15 protein-coding genes are annotated in these 17,669 nt (G+C 28.7%); 10 read left to right on the forward strand and 5 right to left on the reverse strand.

Annotated features, from left to right (window positions below):
- Nucleotides 1-34: 34 nt before the first annotated feature.
- The 4 genes from ltrA (at nucleotide 35) to B2W91_RS16065 (ending at nucleotide 5,815) form a co-directional block, all read left to right on the forward strand.
- Complete coding sequence (ltrA, locus tag B2W91_RS16050; protein WP_291582753.1) at nucleotides 35-1,864, forward strand: group II intron reverse transcriptase/maturase; 1,830 nt, start codon at nucleotides 35-37, stop codon at nucleotides 1,862-1,864.
- A gap of 412 nt (nucleotides 1,865-2,276) precedes the next feature.
- Complete coding sequence (locus B2W91_RS16055) at nucleotides 2,277-3,359, forward strand: GGDEF domain-containing protein (RefSeq protein WP_291582755.1); 1,083 nt, start codon at nucleotides 2,277-2,279, stop codon at nucleotides 3,357-3,359.
- Between the two features lie 174 nt (nucleotides 3,360-3,533).
- Nucleotides 3,534-4,844 (forward strand): bifunctional folylpolyglutamate synthase/dihydrofolate synthase, encoded by a 1,311-nt coding sequence (locus B2W91_RS16060; protein ID WP_291582757.1) that lies wholly within the window; start codon nucleotides 3,534-3,536, stop codon nucleotides 4,842-4,844.
- Nucleotides 4,845-4,936: 92 nt separating this feature from the next.
- On the forward strand, nucleotides 4,937-5,815 hold the full coding sequence (locus B2W91_RS16065; protein ID WP_291582759.1) for a YncE family protein: 879 nt from the start codon (nucleotides 4,937-4,939) through the stop codon (nucleotides 5,813-5,815).
- A 25-nt stretch (nucleotides 5,816-5,840) separates the two neighbouring features.
- Here the strand turns inward: B2W91_RS16065 and B2W91_RS16070 are convergent, their stop codons facing one another.
- A complete protein-coding gene (locus tag B2W91_RS16070; protein WP_291582760.1) occupies nucleotides 5,841-6,368 on the reverse strand; it encodes a DUF4364 family protein in 528 nt (175 codons plus the stop codon).
- A 347-nt stretch (nucleotides 6,369-6,715) separates the two neighbouring features.
- Between B2W91_RS16070 and pdaB the strand changes: the two genes are divergently transcribed.
- Entirely contained in the window at nucleotides 6,716-7,474 is a 759-nt protein-coding gene (gene pdaB, locus B2W91_RS16075; protein ID WP_291582762.1) for a polysaccharide deacetylase family sporulation protein PdaB, read from the forward strand.
- A 171-nt stretch (nucleotides 7,475-7,645) separates the two neighbouring features.
- Nucleotides 7,646-8,371, forward strand: a complete 726-nt coding sequence (locus tag B2W91_RS16080) for a single-stranded DNA-binding protein (protein ID WP_291582764.1) — start codon at nucleotides 7,646-7,648, stop codon at nucleotides 8,369-8,371.
- 173 nt (nucleotides 8,372-8,544) lie between these two features.
- On the opposite strand, the gene dapD is transcribed toward B2W91_RS16080, so the two are convergent.
- A complete protein-coding gene (gene dapD / locus B2W91_RS16085; RefSeq protein WP_291582766.1) occupies nucleotides 8,545-9,255 on the reverse strand; it encodes a 2,3,4,5-tetrahydropyridine-2,6-dicarboxylate N-acetyltransferase in 711 nt (236 codons plus the stop codon).
- 343 nt (nucleotides 9,256-9,598) lie between these two features.
- On the opposite strand from dapD, the gene B2W91_RS16090 reads away from it, so the two are divergent.
- Nucleotides 9,599-10,138 (forward strand): cob(I)yrinic acid a,c-diamide adenosyltransferase, encoded by a 540-nt coding sequence (locus B2W91_RS16090; protein WP_291582768.1) that lies wholly within the window; start codon nucleotides 9,599-9,601, stop codon nucleotides 10,136-10,138.
- A 51-nt stretch (nucleotides 10,139-10,189) separates the two neighbouring features.
- On the forward strand, nucleotides 10,190-11,359 hold the full coding sequence (locus tag B2W91_RS16095) for a pyridoxal phosphate-dependent aminotransferase (protein ID WP_291582770.1): 1,170 nt from the start codon (nucleotides 10,190-10,192) through the stop codon (nucleotides 11,357-11,359).
- 301 nt (nucleotides 11,360-11,660) lie between these two features.
- Here B2W91_RS16095 and dapB read toward each other — a convergent pair whose 3' ends face one another.
- The 3 genes from dapB to B2W91_RS16110 form a co-directional block, all read right to left on the reverse strand.
- Entirely contained in the window at nucleotides 11,661-12,410 is a 750-nt protein-coding gene (gene dapB / locus B2W91_RS16100) for a 4-hydroxy-tetrahydrodipicolinate reductase (RefSeq protein WP_291582773.1), read from the reverse strand.
- Nucleotides 12,411-12,420: 10 nt separating this feature from the next.
- Nucleotides 12,421-13,302 carry a 4-hydroxy-tetrahydrodipicolinate synthase gene (gene dapA, locus B2W91_RS16105; protein WP_291582775.1) on the reverse strand — a complete coding sequence of 294 codons (882 nt, stop codon included), beginning with the start codon at nucleotides 13,300-13,302 and terminating at the stop codon, nucleotides 12,421-12,423.
- A gap of 77 nt (nucleotides 13,303-13,379) precedes the next feature.
- Entirely contained in the window at nucleotides 13,380-14,378 is a 999-nt protein-coding gene (locus tag B2W91_RS16110; protein WP_291582776.1) for an aspartate-semialdehyde dehydrogenase, read from the reverse strand.
- 1,405 nt (nucleotides 14,379-15,783) lie between these two features.
- Here B2W91_RS16110 and B2W91_RS16115 point away from each other — a divergent pair.
- Together B2W91_RS16115 and B2W91_RS16120 are read left to right on the forward strand one after the other, a co-directional pair.
- The gene (locus tag B2W91_RS16115) at nucleotides 15,784-16,719 is read left to right on the forward strand and encodes an ABC transporter permease (protein ID WP_291582777.1); all 936 of its coding nucleotides are present in this window, start codon (nucleotides 15,784-15,786) and stop codon (nucleotides 16,717-16,719) included.
- Nucleotides 16,720-16,730: 11 nt separating this feature from the next.
- Entirely contained in the window at nucleotides 16,731-17,663 is a 933-nt protein-coding gene (locus B2W91_RS16120; protein ID WP_291582778.1) for an ABC transporter permease, read from the forward strand.
- Nucleotides 17,664-17,669: the final 6 nt, after the last annotated feature.

Here is a 17,669-nt window from a genome sequence, read left to right on the forward strand (position 1 = left end):
GGTAAAATTCCGTTAGGGAGTGATTAACCGACTAATGACAGAAATCAACCAAAGAAAAACTAAAAAGAAAGCTAAAATTAGATATAATGAATACTATGATACACAAGAAATATTTGACGATTTATATGCAAAATCAAAAAATAACTGTATATTCAAAGACTTGATGTCATTGATAAGCAGTGAAGAAAATATAAAACTAGCATACAGAAACATAAAAAAGAATAAAGGTAGCAAAACTAGTGGAATTAATGGAAAAAATATATTGGATATAGGTGAAAAAGATACTAAGAAATTAATAAACTATATACAAAATAGACTTAACAATTTTATGCCACATAGTGTGAGGCGAGTAGAGATACCAAAAGACAATGGTAAAACTAGACCATTAGGTATACCAACTATAGAAGATAGGATAATACAACAATGTATTAAACAAATATTAGAGCCTATATGCGAAGCAAAATTTCATCCACATAGTTATGGATTTAGACCAAATAGAAATACACATCATGCTATAGCAAAATGTATGCTATTCATACACGCTAACAATCTGCATTATACAGTTGATATTGATTTGAAAGGATTCTTCGATAATGTTGACCATGGAAAACTAATCAAACAAATGTGGACACAAGGAATTAGGGACAAAAACCTGTTGAGTGTAATAAAAAAGATGCTAAAGGCAGAAATCAAAGGTTTTGGTAAACCAACAAAAGGAACTCCACAAGATGGAATATTAAGTCCATTATTGTCCAATCTAGTTCTAAATGAACTAGATTGGTGGATAGATAGTCAATGGGAAGGATTTAAAACAGAATATGAATACTCTACAAATAGAAACAAATTCAGAGCCTTAAAAGGAGATTCAAATCTAAAGGAAATGTTTATTGTACGATATGCGGATGACTTTAAAATATTCTGTAGGGATTATAAAACTGCACATAAAGTTTTTAATGCAACTAGAAAATGGTTAATGGAAAGATTAAATCTTGAAATTAATACTGAAAAAAGTAAAGTAACTAATCTTAGAAGAAATTATACTAATTTTCTAGGAATAAAACTAAGAGTGAGACCCAAAGGAAAAAATTTTGTATGTAAATCAAAATTAACAGATAAAGCAAAAAGGAATTGTGTAAACAAGATAAAGAATAGAATAAATTTAATTAAAAAATATCCAAATCAACAAACAATAAATGAATATAATTCAACTATTCTAGGTTTACATGGGTATTATTGTGTAGCAACAGATGTCAGTAAAGACTTTAAAGATATAGCTTTCTTAGTCAAACGATACTCATATAACAGGCTTAAACAGTTATATAGCAAAAATGGAGAGAAAAGCAAAACATATATGAAATTTTATGGTAAATATAATTACAAATTATCATACATATACAAAATTGTATTATTTCCAATACAAGCTATAAAAACCAAACCACCTATGAATATGAACCAAGAAATTAATAGTTATACCCTAAATGGTAGAGCATTAATACATAAAAAACTTGGGAAAATAAATATTCGTATGCTAAAACATATAATGAATAATCCTGTAAAAGGAATGACAACAGAATATAATGACAATAGGATATCTTTATATGTTGGACAAAATGGATTATGTGGTATTACTAAAAACATATTAGAAACTAACAATATGGAAATACATCATATCATTCCAAAGGAAAAAGGCGGTTCGGATGAATATAAAAATTTAGTGTATATAATAAAACCAATTCATAAACTTATACACGCAACCACGAAAGAAATAATAGGAAAATATATGAGTATTTTAAGACCTAACAAAAAACAGTTAGAAAAAATAAATTATTATAGATTGAAGGCTGAAAATTGTATTATTAATTAAATATATTATCGATGGAAAGCCGTATGAGTAGGAAACTCTCATGTACGGTTTGGAGGAGGGGAAAAGGTGGAGATTAAATCAAAGCCTTACCTATTCCTATAATACCTTATACCTCAAACAGCTATATTTGTAAAAAAAGGTGACTCTCCAAGACCTGAAAATATTTTAGAAGATGGAGAAATACTTATTAATTTTCAAATTATAGCACATAAAAACGGAATTGAAACATTAAGTACAGACCAAATTTATGTATATATACCTGACCAGTGGAAGGCTGAAGGTGGTCCAAAATCAAACAAATATACAGAAGGTGATGTTATTCTTTATAATAACAAAAGAAGTACTTTAGATGATTTTAGAACTAATATAACACACTAAAAAAGTATTAGTTCTTGCTGTTAGGGAGGGAATTATGGCTAAATATATTCTTTTAATAGTAATATTTTTATTTATTTATATTACCTCATTTCTGTTTATGAAAAGAAAGTATGATAAAAAAATAGATGAGCTGAGAACAAGTTCATTTTCAACAAAAGAAAACAATATAATGAGAAGCATATTAGATTCAGGAATAAACAGCAATACCACATTTACATTAGAAAGTTCGGCGCTATCAATAGTAAATATACTTAGGAATAATTATAAATTAGATTATTGTAGTATTTTAATTGATAGGGATAAACTAATAAATATAGCTTCAAATGTGGAGAGTCAATATATATCCGATATTGAGCAGTATTGTAATGAAGCTATAAAAAGTATGAGTGGAGCAGGCAAAATTAGATCTTCAGAAAGTTATTTAAACTACAAATCTGCTAATAAAAGAAAGATTAAATTTTCTTATTTAATAGCTTTAAATCAGCAGGGTAAACAAATAGGAGCTATATTTATAGAAAACCATGAGGATTATAAAGAAAACCAATTTGAATTAGAATTTTTTAAATTGGTTATAAAAAATATAGCTATAGCTCTTCAAAATTGTATTTACCATGATGAGACAACATCTATGGCAATGAAAGATAATTTAACTCAAGTATATAACAGAAATTATATGAAAATGCATCTACAAAAACAAATTGATTCGAATAAAAAGTTTACACTAGCACTATTTGATATTGACTTTTTTAAGAAGTTCAATGATACCTATGGCCATGACTTTGGAGATGTTGTTTTGAAAGAAGTAAGTCAGTTTATCAAAAAGAGTATAAAGGAATATGATGAAATATATAGATGGGGTGGAGAAGAATTTATAGTATATTTTAATAATGCAGAAAGTAGTGGAATATATGAGAGATTAAACAATATAAGAGATAATCTTTCAAGATATAAAATAGGAAATGAAAAATCTGAAGAAGTTAGTGTAACTGCAAGTTTTGGGGCTGTAGATAGTGGAAGTGGAAAAACTATTGATGAGTTAATTTCCTTAGCAGATAAAGCTTTATACTATAGTAAGAAAACTGGAAGAAACAAAGTTACAGTATATGAAAAAATGTAAAATTGTACAAGGATTATGTAGCATAGTCTTTTAACTATACATAATATTTTAATATAGATATCTTAACCTATTATTTAATTTATAAATTTATTTAATTAATACATTATTAAAGTTGAGTATATGGTAAAGCTAATGTAAAATATAATAAGATATTTTATATTAGGGGGTTAATACATGAATTACGATGAGGCGATTAAATATATAAAGGAAACTGCGAAGTTCGGTAGCAAATATGGTCTTGATAGAACAGAAAAAATATTAGAGCTTTTAGGAAACCCACATAAACATATAAAAACTATACATGTGGCGGGGACAAATGGAAAAGGGTCAACTACTGCTATGCTTACTTCTATACTTATGGATGCGGGATATAATGTAGGGAGTTATACATCGCCGTACATAGAGGAATTTGAGGAAAGAATACAAATTAATAGAACTAATATTCCTAAAGAAGAGTTAGCAGAAGTAGTAACGGAGGTATCGAAGGCTGTTTCTAAAGTTGTAGACTTAGGATATATTAACCCTACAGAATTTGAAATAATAACCTGTGCAGGACTTTTGTATTTTTATAAAAAAAATATAGATTATGCAGTAATAGAAGTAGGATTAGGTGGTAGATTAGATTCTACAAATGTTATAACTCCTATTTTAAGTATTATTTCTTCTATAAGTTTAGACCATACTCAAATATTAGGAGATACTTTAGATAAAATAGCTTATGAAAAAGCAGGAATAATAAAGGAAAAGGTTCCAGTTGTATTGTTTCCACAGGAAGAAGTGGCAGAAGATGTTATAGAGAAAACTTGTAAGGAAAAAAATTCTAAACTTATAAAGGTTCCTAGAGATATTTCAGAATATGTTGCAGTAACTTCTAACACATTAGAAGGAAAAGAAATTAAAACTCAACAAATTAATTTAAAGAATGAATATATTGATAGTTATGAGCTATCATTGCTAGGCAAGCATCAAATACTAAATTCTACAGTAGTTGTTTATGCTGCTAGAGAGCTTATGAATTTAGGAGCAAAAATAAGTAAGGATAATATTATCAATGGTTTAAAAAGTGTTCAATGGCCAGGAAGATTAGAAATTATGAAAAATAATCCACTGGTTGTTATCGATGGGGCACATAATATTGATGGAATTAAAAAACTTACAGAAAGTATAGATTTATATTTTAAATATAATAAGTTAATATTGATTCTTGGAATATTAGCAGATAAACAGGTTGAAGATATGATTGGAACCATTGCACCTAAGGCAGAAAGAATAATTTCAGTGACTCCACATAGCGATAGGGCTGAGCTTGCAGAAGACTTAAAGATAGAAATAGAAAAGCTAGGAGTTAGCTGTGAAGCCATAGATAGTTATGAAGAAGCATATAAAAAGGCACTTTCATACTGTAATGATGATGATTTATTATTAATATCTGGTTCATTATATATGATAGGAGACATGAGAAAGATTATAAGAAATTTTAAATAATAGTTTTTTATAGGGTTTTTGGAAAATCATGACTTTTTAATCGTAGCATAAATTATCACCTCCTCATAGTATATTGTGAGGAGGTGATTCACGTGAGGTATCTTTATGTGTGTAATGCCACTAAAGATAGAATTGAGAAAATAGAGTTAGATAATTTTGAAGAAGTTGAGTCCATATATATTAAGGATTCAGAAGGTGAGAAATTATCACCCCGTGGAGTATATCTATACGAGGATATGCTCATAACTTCGAATTACAGCAATAGCTCTATTTCTTTTTTGTATAAAGAGGGAACTAGCGAAAAATTCTACTTAGGCGGTGGATGTACAGAGGCTTCTGTTTTAGACAAATACGCTTATGTAATTTGCGAAGACTCTAATACAGTGGTATGCTTTGATATTAAAGCTAAGAATGTGGTAGAAATAATACCTTGTGGAAGTTCACCTCACAGCTTGGATATTTGTAAAAAGAGTAATAGGATATTAATTTCTAATATGTATAGTGATAATTTAAGTATTATAGATGCAACTAAGGGAGGAGAAATCAAAAATATATCCGTAGGAGCATATCCTACAAAAGCTCTATGGTCATCAGATGGTAATTATATATTAGTTTGTGAAAGTAATTTAGGATATTGTGGAAAGGGATGTGTGACTATTATATCTTTAAGGAATAATAGTATCCTTCATAAAATTCCTGTAGGAAATGCTCCTATGGATATGTATTGTGATGGACGATACTGCTATGTATCTAATTATGGTGATGGAAGTATAAGTATAGTAGATATAAATAAATATGAAGAGATTAAAAAAGTTCGTATAGGCGGAATGGTAAAAGCCATAACCACAGATGAAAAGTATATATATGTAGGTGATATATATAATAATTCTCTTATTAGAGTAAATAAAATAGATGAAAGTAAAAAAGTCATTCCGATGAGTGGAGAACCCATGGGAATGATTGTTAATTGATTTTTCGTGATTAGCTTATGTAAATTTATTCACTAGCTAATATGTTTATAATTTTATTATAAAGCTCTGATGAATTGGATTTCCATTTATAACATAATTCACGAGCTTGCTTATTTGATGCAACACTTATTTTAATATCGATAAGTGTTGTGTCATTTTCTGAAGCTATTAAATTAACCAGGTAGCTATTTTTGTTTTCAATAGTATAATCAGCAGTAACTGTTAATTCTTTTTTTATTTTAGATAGGCTACTTTCTAAATAGTCATTTACTTTCTCAATTTTACTTTCTGAAATTCTATTTTCAAATAGTGATAATACCTTCTGTCCATCATCTGTTATAACTAATCTGTCTTTTTCATGTTCAAGTGTATGTCTTAACAAATTTGAAGAAGTTAATTCCACTATGTATTGCTGAAGCGTAAAATAGTTCATAAAATTATTTTCTAAAACAATTTCAGTAATTTGAATGTTTGAAATTGGAAGCTTTATTTTATTAAATATATATAACAGAAGAAGTTTATTTTCTGCTAAATCCAGAGAATCTTCAAACATATTTCATCCCCCTTTGAATTTTAGAATGAATTAAATTCATACTTATTATAACATAAAAAATAACAACTTTAATTAGAATTTTATTTTAAATATATTTTACTATAAAAGAGAACATAGTTTTAAAATATTCCTCATTACATAAAATACTGCATTTGCTTTCTAAAAAATAGCTTGGGTCCTTAGAAATTAAGAGTTAATAATTAAGAAATCATGTATAAGTTAAAATTCTATTATGAAACCCTGCAAATAGAATCTGTTATCAATAATTTCATTAGCTTTTATATGTAATATAACCATAAAGATGTGAATATTATTTATGGAATAGAAATATTATTTTAGGGGGAAATATGGAATTTGTAAAAAAACATAAAAAGGTATTTTTAAGCGTTGCCTTATTGCTTATTGCATCTATATTAACAATGACCATAAGTAGTAAGGGAACTTTTGCAGTCTTTTCTCGAGGTAAAAAGATGCCTATATACTGTGTAGACACAGAGGAAAAGAAGGTAGCTATAACTTTTGATACTACTTGGGGTGAAAGCAATACTATGGAGTTATTGGACATACTTGATAAGTATAATGCAAAAGCAACTTTTTTTGTTATAGGATTATGGGCAGATGATTTTCCTGATATTGTTAAAGAAATAGATAAAAGAGGACATGAGATTGGAAATCATAGTAATAAGCATCCTAACATGACTACAATTTCAAAAGAAAGAATATTAAAGGACACTGAAATTGCAGATGCTAAAATTTTAGATCTTACAGGAAAAAATACTAAGTTATTTAGGTTTCCAGAAGGTGCATATAATGATTTAGCTATTGAAACAGTAGAATCTACAGGAAGAAAGTGTATTCAATGGGATGTGGATAGTATAGATTGGAAAGCACAGGGGACTGACATTGAGTATGAAAGAGTTATGAAAAAAACAAAGCCAGGTTCTATAATATTATTTCATACTGATGTAAAATATACACCTCAATCATTGCCAAAGACATTAGAAAGCTTGAGTTCACAGGGTTATAAATTTGTCACAGTTTCTGAACTTATGCATAAAGATAACTACAATATAAATAGTGAAGGAAAGCAGATAAAAAGCAAATAATCCATTGCATAAGTGTATAATTTGTATTATAATGGAAACATGTGTTAAGGCTTTGAAATTGTTTGGGAAGAATTATAAGAATTTTCATAATATTAGTTATAGTTCGCTGATTTAGTGAATATATTATGGTATATGAAAATGAACAAAAAACTAAGGGAAAGAGGGGTTACGATGGACAATACTATGTTGAACAACAAAATTTACTTGGAGGGAAAAGTTATTTCAGAATTAGAATTTAGCCATGAAATGTATGGAGAAGGCTTTTACAATTTTGATTTTGAAGTACCAAGGTTAAGTGATGCTACTGATGTTTTAACTATAACTGTTTCAGAAAGATTGATAACAGGTATGAATGTTAGTGAAGGTAGTGAACTTATAGTAGAAGGACAATTAAGATCCTATAATAAGTTTGTTGATGGATCAAACAGACTTATATTAACAGTATTTGCAAGAGATATTAAGGAATTAAAAGAAAGAAGTAAAAATCCAAACCAAATTTATTTAGATGGCTATATATGTAAAGCGCCAGTATATAGAACAACTCCTTTTGGACGTGAGATTGCAGACATGCTTTTAGCGGTTAATAGATTATATAAAAAATCCGACTATATCCCTACAATTGCTTGGGGAAGAAATTCTAGATTCTGCAGGAGTTTAGAAATAGGAGATAACATAAGGATTTGGGGAAGAGTACAAAGTAGAGAATATCAAAAAAGAATCTCTGAAACTGAAGTTATTAAAAAAATAGCATATGAAGTTTCAATATCCAAAATGGAAAGAGTAGATGATGAAGGTGAAGAGGAGAATGCAGAAAATACAGCAACTGATTTAGTTGAGGAAAATGCAGAATCCAATGTCAATATAGAATCAGATATTAATATAAATGATGCAGTTTAAATTTTGCAATAAAACAGCTAGTTAAATATGACTTGTGTAAGGTGAGCTATAGATTTAGATTATAATGATGTATTAGCTGGCTTAAGTATTGGAGAAAATAGGTTAGTATACTTATTATTCATTTATTTGATAATATCATAAAAATGGTGGTCATTGACCACCATTTTATTTCTCTATTTTCTTAAATCATCCAATAATTCAGTTTTGCCTTTGGTCTTAACATCAACAGTTTTAATTATTTTTGCAGGGCATCCTGCTACTACTACATTCTCAGGCACATCTTCAGTAACGATTGATCCAGCAGCAACTACTGAATTATCACCTATTTTAACACCTTCTAATATAACTGCATTTGCACCTATTAAAACATTGTCACCAATCTCACAAGGTGATTTACTTGGTGGTTCTAAAACTCCTGCCACTACAGCACCAGCTCCTAGATGAACTCTTTTTCCAAGTTTTCCTCTAGCGCCAACAACGGCATTCATATCTACCATGGTTTCTTCACCAATTTCAGCACCTATATTTATAACTGCACCCATCATAATAACTGCATTTTTACCGATACTAACCATGTCTCTTATAATAGCACCAGGCTCAATTCTAGCATCTATGTTTTTAATGTCCAGCATTGGAATTGCAGAATTTCTTCTATCGTTTTCTATTCTGCAACTCTTAACTTTTTCATTGTTTTTTTCTAGGAAATTTTGTACCTCATCATAATTTCCAAATAATATGTAGAAATTTCCTTCACCATAGCATTCTATGTTATTGAAATCGCAATCTTTAATATTACCATTTACATAAGCTTTAACAGGAGTAGCTTTCTTAGATTCTTTAATATATCTTGCTATTTCATATGGATCTGTTAAATTGTAATTCATGTTCAATCTCCTTTCTAAGTGTACTTTGAATATGAACATATAACTTTTGTTCATACACTAAATAATATAATATTAAGGTTATATTTGCAATACTTAACCAATTGGGAGTTAAGGAGTTCTATTGGCATTCAAAATTAAAATTAATTCTTATTTAATTTATTTTTTACCAAGAGCTTATAAATTAATACAAAAATAAATTTTATATTTTTATAAGGAAGAAATACTAAATAATTTACCATTATCTCTTGTAAATCTTCAATTATATAAGTACTTTTAATAATTTGGTATAATTTATAGAGAATGATATAATAAAATCAACGTATAGGAAAGGGGTAGTGATACCATGGGAAAACTAAAAGAAGGATATATACAAATATATACAGGTAATGGAAAAGGAAAAACTACTGCTGCAGTAGGTCTTGCAACAAGAGCAGCAGGAAATGAATTTAAGGTTACTATGGTACAATTTTTAAAGAGTGGATCAACTGGAGAATTAGAAAGCGCTAAAAAACTTTCTCCACATTTTAATATATATAGATTTGAAAAACCACGAGGATTTTTCTGGACGTTAAATGATGATCAAAAGGCTGAATTAAAAGAAGAAATACAAGAAGCTTATAGATTTTGCTTAAAAGTTATGGCAGATAAACAGTGTGATATATTAATTATGGATGAAATCATGGGAGCTTTGGGTAATGAATTGGTTTCAGAGGAACAATTATTAGAACTTATGGATAAGAAACCAAAAGATATGGAACTTATTATGACAGGTAGAAATGTTCCAGAAAGAATTATGGAAAAAGCTAACCTTGTTACAGAAATGAAAGATGTAAAACATTATTTTAATGAAGGTGTACCAGCTAGAAAAGGTGTAGAGTTTTAAGTGCTGGATGAAATTTAAATCATTATTTAATAATTAAAAAGGACTGATTATATGAATAATATATTCTCAAAAAATGTAGAGAGTATAGAGATATCTGGAATAAGAAAATTTTTTAATCAGGTATCAAAAATACCTGATGCAATATCCTTAACATTAGGCCAACCGGATTTTTATACGCCTAAAGCAGTTAAAGATGGAGTTATTAAAGCGATAAATGAGAATAGAACAGTGTATACTCCTAATGCGGGAATATTAGAGCTTAGAGAGGAAATATCTAATTTTTTAAAAGACTTCAAAATTCACTACAATGCTGATGAAATTTGTGTCACTGTGGGCGGTAGTGAGGGATTAATGTGCGTATTTGCTACACTATTAAATAGTGGTGATAAAGTATTAGTTCCTCAAATAGCATATCCTGCCTATGAAAGCTTAGCGAAGATGTTAGGAGGAGAGGTTATTAATTATCCTTTAAAAGAAGATTTTTCTATAGATTTTAATAAATTAAGGGAATTAATAATAACTGAAAAACCTAAAGTTTTAGTAGTTTCATATCCTAGCAATCCAACAGGTAGTATACTTTCTAAAGAGGAGAGAGATGAATTTTATAAAATAATAAAAGAAAATGATATAATTGCTATATCTGATGAGATATATTCTTCTCTTTGTTATGATGATTACTATTCCATATGCCAATGTAAAGATATAAAAGATAAAATAATTTTAGTAAGTGGATTTTCAAAAATGTTTTCTATGACAGGACTTAGAGTAGGGTATGTTGCGTCAAGTGAATACATAATGAAAAATATAATTAAAGTTCATCAATATAATGTTTCTTCAGCTACTTCTATAAGCCAATATGGTGCCTTAGAAGGATTGAAAAGTTCTTTAACCGATGTTGCATATATGAAAGAGCAATTCAAAAAAAGAAGAGATTATGTATATAATAGATTAAAGGATATGGGACTTCAGGTTCATATTCCTAAAGGTGCTTTTTATATATTTCCATCCATAAAAAGCTTTAATATGAGTAGTGAGGAATTTTGTCATAGACTTCTACATGAAGAAAAGGTAGCTATAGTACCTGGTTCAGCTTTTGGAGAAGGTGGGGAAGGCTATGTAAGAATATCCTACTGTTATAATGAAAGTGAGCTTAAAGAAGCTTTAGATAGAATGGAAAAGTATATTGGAAGGCTTCGTAGTGGAGAAATATACACAAGTTAGAACAATTCACAGGTCACAATGCACAATTCACAATTATGGATATTTCTCAGTTATCACTGAGAAATTCTAAATTCATTTTAAAAAGTTACAAGTAATTTTCTTTCTAGCTGCGAACAATGTTCGTCATATACTGACTAGCAATTGTATTACTAATCAAAAATATGTTTAAAGAAATTATTTTGTTAAAAAATAATTTCCACCATAATTGTGAACTGTGAATTTTGCATTGTGCATTGTTTTAAGTTGTTAATTCACAATTAAAATAAAAGTGGTGATTTATATCACCACTTTTTATTTGAATTTATTTTACTACATCATCCATTGAGTATATACCTTTTCCTTTATTATAAACAAAGGCACATGCTCTTAAGGCACCTACTGCAAAAACTTCTCTGGAAATTGCAGAATGTTTAATTTCTATAACTTCACCTTGACCAGCAAATATTATTTCATGGTCTCCAACTATATTTCCACCACGAATAGCATGAATACCTATTTCTTGTTTCTCTCTTTTAGCAATTCCTTCTCTTCCAAAGATAAATTTTGTTTCATCTTTTATAGAGTCTTTAATAGTATTTGCTAATAGAAGAGCAGTTCCGCTAGGGGCATCTACTTTTTGATTGTGATGCTTTTCTATAATTTCTATATCAAAGTCATTATAAAGTGTATTACTTATATTCTTTAATATATTATTTATTATATTTATTCCTATGGACATATTAGCAGAGAAAAACACAGGAATAGTATTACTTAAAGCATGAATATAAGCTTTTTGTTCTTCATTATATCCTGTAGTACAAAATACAACAGGTTTATTTTTATTAATTGCAAACTGAGAAATTTGCTTTAATGTATCTGGTCTTGAGAAATCTAGAATAACATCTATTTCTTCATTACATTCATCTATATTATCATAAATTGGATATTTAAGAGATTCTTCTTTAAATCTATCCACTCCAGCTACAATAGATAAGTTTTCAAATTTTTCAACGGTAGAAGAAATCATTCTTCCCATTTTTCCACTACATCCAACTAAAAGGATTTTAACCATATTAGTCCTCCTATTTAATTAAGTTATAAGCTTTTAATTCATATTGTAAAGGCTTAAGATTTTTTTCTTCCATATCTATAAGAGGTAATCTTAAAGAACCTACTTCCATACCCATTAAATTAAGTGCAGTTTTAACAGGGATAGGATTTGTCTCTACAAAAAGAGAATTAGCTAATGGTAAAGTTTTAAGCTGTAAATCTAAAGCATCCTTTACATTGCCATTTAAATAGTATTCACAGATATTGTGAACATCTTTAGGAATTACATTAGCAAGTACAGAAATAACTCCTATACCGCCCATTGCCATTATAGGAACAATTTGATCGTCATTTCCAGAATATATGTCTAATTTGTCTTTACATAATGATTTTATTTTTATAATTTGGCTCATGTCCCCACTAGCTTCTTTCACAGCAACTATATTATCAAGTTCGCATAATTCTGCTAGAGCAGAAGGTGGAATATTCATTCCTGTTCTAGAAGGCACATTATAAACTACTATAGGTGTTTTTACACTATTAGCAATGGCTTTAAAATGTGCTATAAGTCCTTTAGAACTAGTTTTATTATAGTAAGGATTTATAACTAGTAGTCCATCTGCTCCAACTTCTTCTGCGTATTTACTCATTTCAATTGAAGCTCGTGTATCATTTGTACCAGTACCAGCAATAACAGGAATTCTTTTATTTACTACATCTATAACAAACTTAATAGTTTCCTTTTTCTCATTTGTTGACATTGTAGAAGCTTCACCAGTAGTTCCACAAACTATAATAGCATCAGTCTTATTTTCAATGTGCCATTCTATAAGCTCTCTTAACTTATTAAAGTCAACACCAGTTTCGTTAAAAGGAGTAACAATTGCTACACCTGAGCCCCTAAAAATACTCATAATATTATCTTCCTTTCAAAAATATAATAAAAGATCATACTTATTTAGTAATTTATTTGTCAATTTTTTATATAATTCTAAATTAAATCTTTTTCTATAAAGGCTTCTGCAATTTGAACTGCATTAAGGGCAGCTCCTTTTCTTATGTTGTCAGCAACAACCCATAAATTTAAACCTTTATCTACACTAAAATCTCTTCTTATTCTGCCAATATAAACTTCATCTTTTCCAGCAATATTTATTGGCATTGGATAGATTTCCTCCTTAGTATTATCCATTACAACTATACCTTCGGATTTTTTATAAAGTTCAAAAATATCTTCTATATTAAAGTCTTTTTTAAGTTCAACATTAATACTTTCACTATGACCATGGTAAACAGGCACTCTAACTGTAGTAGCGGTGATTCTTAAATCACTATCATGAAGTATTTTCTTACTTTCATCAATCATTTTTATCTCCTCTTTAGTGTAACCATTATCTAAGAATACATCAATTTGAGGAATTACATTATAAGCAATTGGAGAAGTGAATTTTTTAGGTGCTTCCCCTTTAACACCATTCTCTAAATCACTATACCCATTCATTCCGGCACCAGATACTGCTTGATAAGTAGAGTAAATAACTCTTTCAATACCATAAGCATCATATAGTGGTTTTAAAGCTACCATAGCTTGTATGGTAGAGCAATTAGGGTTTGCTATTATACCATTATGATTTCTGATATCTTCTCCGTTAACTTCTGGCACTACTAGAGGAACATCCTCCTTCATCCTAAAAGCACTGCTGTTATCAATAACTATAGCTCCATATTTAACGAATATCTTTGCATATTCTAAACTAGTGCTTCCACCAGCAGAAAAAAGAGCAAAGTGTATTTTTTTATTACATATATTCTCTTCTTTTAATTCTTCAACAACAATTTCTTTTTCTTTATAGTTAACACGAGAGCCAGCAGAACGTTTAGAAGCAAAGAGATAAAGATTTTCTATCGGAAAGTTTCTCTCTTTTAAAATTTCAATAAATTGTCTTCCAACCATACCTGTGGCTCCAACAATAGCTACATTATAAGCCAATTAAATCACTCCTTAAAGGTTCTTTACTATATTATATAATTTTAGAATAAAAAGTTATATAGTTTTAAAAAAATAAATTTTATTGTTATTGTTAAACTAATGATTATCTTTTTATAAATTAGAAAAAAAATTACATAAAAAACCATAGAAAAATATTATTAATTAATTGTTGCATATAAAATATCATTTTATGTAATATTGAACAGTTTGAATTGTTAATAAAATAAAAATATTTTTAAAATTGTATTAACTTTGATAAGTTTAAATAAACAATTATAAAACTAAATTGTTTGACAATTAATAAAGTATATGATAGTATTATAAAAAATGAAATTCTTGTAGAATTTTAATTCAAAATTCATATTGTTCAATTATATGAAGCTTTCAAATTGTGAATAAATAAAAAAAATTAATGATATATTAAGTTTAATTGTAGCTAATAATTAAACTTAATCAACTTTTGCTTGATATTTAGACAAGCATTTTTGTCATATCATTGTAAATTTTATGACCAGATTGTTAATGAAAATAGAATTATCAAAACATTCAGAAAATATAGCTAAAATCTATAAAATAAGTTTTAAACATTATTGTATAAATGTCAAGAAGAATTAGTTGATAAAAAGTAAGGAAATGTTAGTCATACTACTAGCATCTTTATTTTCTACTTAACTTAATTGTTCTAAGCTATAAGATAGGATACTAAAGATGAAATTAATAATTATAAACTGTATATTAAGCTTTTTATTTATATTAAAAGATCTAAATAAGCTCTCAATTTAAATTTAGTAAAGTATTATTTGGAGTTCGGAGAATAAAAATAAGTACATAAGAATATGTTATAAAAAATATAATATGTAGTTCTAATTATGAGAAGTAAAATAATTTTATTTATATCTTTATAAAATTGGATATTTACAACGAGATATAAATAAGGTATAAAAGTAAGAAAAGAAATTTTACTAAGTTTCCTTAGCAATTGCAGTAAAGTTAAATATGAAAAATAATGATTTTAGTGGGCAACATTCTACAACATACCTACAGTGAAGTTTGAGCTAAAGTATACAATCATTTAATAATTTTCTTCATAATATTGTATCTTTAGTATAAATAAACCCTAAGCAATAGAGAAAACTAAATAACTATAAAGCAAAAATAAAATTAAAATTCTTTGAAGAGGCTGAAAGAATTTTATTGCGTTATATATGAATAAGAACATATATAGCATTATATAGCTTTTAAGTTTTATAGACATAAAGCACATATAAAAGTTGTGTTGAAGGTATTATTTGGAGTACAGGTATATAAATATCCTTACATTTTAATAAAGGTAAGGATATATATAATAAGTTGCAATAAGTAAAAAAATTTTGCAACAACTTTATGCTAAAATGGAGGGATGATGATGTTAAAATTTACTCTAAAGAGATTTGGGTATATGCTTGTAACGCTGTTCATATCAATAACAATTACGTTCATGCTAATACATGCTATACCTGGTGACCCACTAGCGTCAATGGCTAGAAACTTACCACCACAAATTAGGGCAAACTATTATGCCAAGTATGGACTAGATCAACCGGTTATAGTCCAATATGGAAAATTTATTTCTAACTTAGTTCTAAAAGGAGACATGGGAGAATCTTTAGCTTATGCAGGAAGAAGCGTAGGTAAAACTATAGCTAGTTATGCACCTATATCAGCAAGAATAGGCGGACAAGCACTTGCAATGGGGTTTACTATTGGAATTATTTTGGGTATTTTAGCGGCCTTTAAAAGAGGTAAATGGCAAGATTATTTAGTAATGTTTATCGCTATATTAGGTATTTCAATACCAGGTTTTGTTATTGCATCGCTGCTGCAATTTACATTTACAGTTCATTGGATGGTTTTACCATCAACTGGTTGGGGAGAATTTAAACATACTATATTACCAACCATAGCCTTAAGTTTTGCTTCTATAGCAACTTATGCAAGATATATGAGAGCTAACTGTCTAGATGTTATTGGACAGGATTATATATTAACAGCAAAAGCTAAAGGTGTTTCTAAGTTAAGCTTAGTATTTAAGCACGTTATAAGAAATGCTATACTTCCAGCTATTACGTTATTAGGGCCACAAATTGCAGGTATATTTATAGGAGCATTTGTTGTTGAAAGTATATTTGCTATACCTGGATTAGGTCAATACTTTGTTTCAGCTATAGGAGATAGAGATTATACTATGATAATGGGACAGACTATTTTAGTGTCAACATTATTTATTGTTTCATTATTTGTAGTTGATATAGTTTATGGATTAGTTGACCCAAGAATTAGAGTTTCTAATGGTAGTAGATAGGAGGGAAAATTATGGCAGAATTATCAAAAGACAAGTTTCAAATTATTGGGTGTGATACGTCAAAATCCAATGAAATTTTAAGACCAAGTATGACTTATTGGCAAGATGCCTGGAGAAGATTAAAACAAAATAAAGTTGCAATACTATCTCTTTGCATACTTATAATCATATCAATAATGGCAATCATAGGACCTAGTTTGGCTAAAGCTATATGTGGAGTAAGTTATGAAGTTACAAACAATAGTTTACTTAATAATGGGCCAAGTTCAGCTAACTGGTTTGGAACAGATATGTTAGGAAGAGATACCTTTGGTAGAGTTTGGCAAGGTGCTAGAGTGTCTCTAATAATTGGTCTTATAGGTGCATTAATAGATACAGTTATGGGTTCTATTTATGGAGGGGTTTCAGGTTTCTTCGGTGGAATAGTTGACGATATAATGATGAGAATACTAGAGATATTAGTAGCTATTCCTTATCTTGTTATAGTTATATTGATATCCATGATATTTGATAATAAAGGTATTGGAACTTTAGTTATTGCCATGACAGTTACAGGATGGACTGGTATGGCGAGACTAGTTAGAGGACAATTATTACAAATAAAGGAACAAGAATATGTTCTTGCAGCGAAAGCTCTTGGTGCAAGTCCTTCAAGAATAATTGGTAAGCATTTATTGCCAAATACTTTAGGGGTTATGATAGTTGCAATAACATTTGATATACCAGGTTTTATATTTGGTGAAGCCTTCTTAAGCTATATAGGTTTAGGAATTCAATCTCCAAAGACAAGTTTAGGAGCATTAGCTTCTGCAGCACAGCAAAATTTAATGTTCTATCCAGAACAATTACTTTGCCCTGCAATAGTAATATCTCTAATAATGCTGTCATTCCAATTATTAGGTGATGGCTTAAGAGATGCGCTAGATCCGAAATTACGTCAGTAGGAGGGG

It is taken from the genome of Clostridium sp. UBA6640 (assembly GCF_002455975.1).
Lineage (GTDB): Bacteria > Bacillota > Clostridia > Clostridiales > Clostridiaceae > Clostridium_J.

What these genes read in the sequence shown, in the direction of transcription:
- ltrA (WP_291582753.1), top strand. Translation starts at nt 35, where the DNA reads ATGACAGAAATCAACCAAAGAAAAACTAAAAAGAAAGCTAAAATTAGA.
- B2W91_RS16055 (WP_291582755.1), top strand. Translation starts at nt 2,277, where the DNA reads ATGGCTAAATATATTCTTTTAATAGTAATATTTTTATTTATTTATATT.
- B2W91_RS16060 (WP_291582757.1), top strand. Translation starts at nt 3,534, where the DNA reads ATGAATTACGATGAGGCGATTAAATATATAAAGGAAACTGCGAAGTTC.
- B2W91_RS16070 (WP_291582760.1), bottom strand. Translation starts at nt 6,368, where the DNA reads ATGTTTGAAGATTCTCTGGATTTAGCAGAAAATAAACTTCTTCTGTTA.
- pdaB (WP_291582762.1), top strand. Translation starts at nt 6,716, where the DNA reads ATGGAATTTGTAAAAAAACATAAAAAGGTATTTTTAAGCGTTGCCTTA.
- B2W91_RS16080 (WP_291582764.1), top strand. Translation starts at nt 7,646, where the DNA reads ATGGACAATACTATGTTGAACAACAAAATTTACTTGGAGGGAAAAGTT.
- dapD (WP_291582766.1), bottom strand. Translation starts at nt 9,255, where the DNA reads ATGAATTACAATTTAACAGATCCATATGAAATAGCAAGATATATTAAA.
- B2W91_RS16090 (WP_291582768.1), top strand. Translation starts at nt 9,599, where the DNA reads ATGGGAAAACTAAAAGAAGGATATATACAAATATATACAGGTAATGGA.
- B2W91_RS16095 (WP_291582770.1), top strand. Translation starts at nt 10,190, where the DNA reads ATGAATAATATATTCTCAAAAAATGTAGAGAGTATAGAGATATCTGGA.
- dapB (WP_291582773.1), bottom strand. Translation starts at nt 12,410, where the DNA reads ATGGTTAAAATCCTTTTAGTTGGATGTAGTGGAAAAATGGGAAGAATG.
- dapA (WP_291582775.1), bottom strand. Translation starts at nt 13,302, where the DNA reads ATGAGTATTTTTAGGGGCTCAGGTGTAGCAATTGTTACTCCTTTTAAC.
- B2W91_RS16115 (WP_291582777.1), top strand. Translation starts at nt 15,784, where the DNA reads ATGTTAAAATTTACTCTAAAGAGATTTGGGTATATGCTTGTAACGCTG.
- B2W91_RS16120 (WP_291582778.1), top strand. Translation starts at nt 16,731, where the DNA reads ATGGCAGAATTATCAAAAGACAAGTTTCAAATTATTGGGTGTGATACG.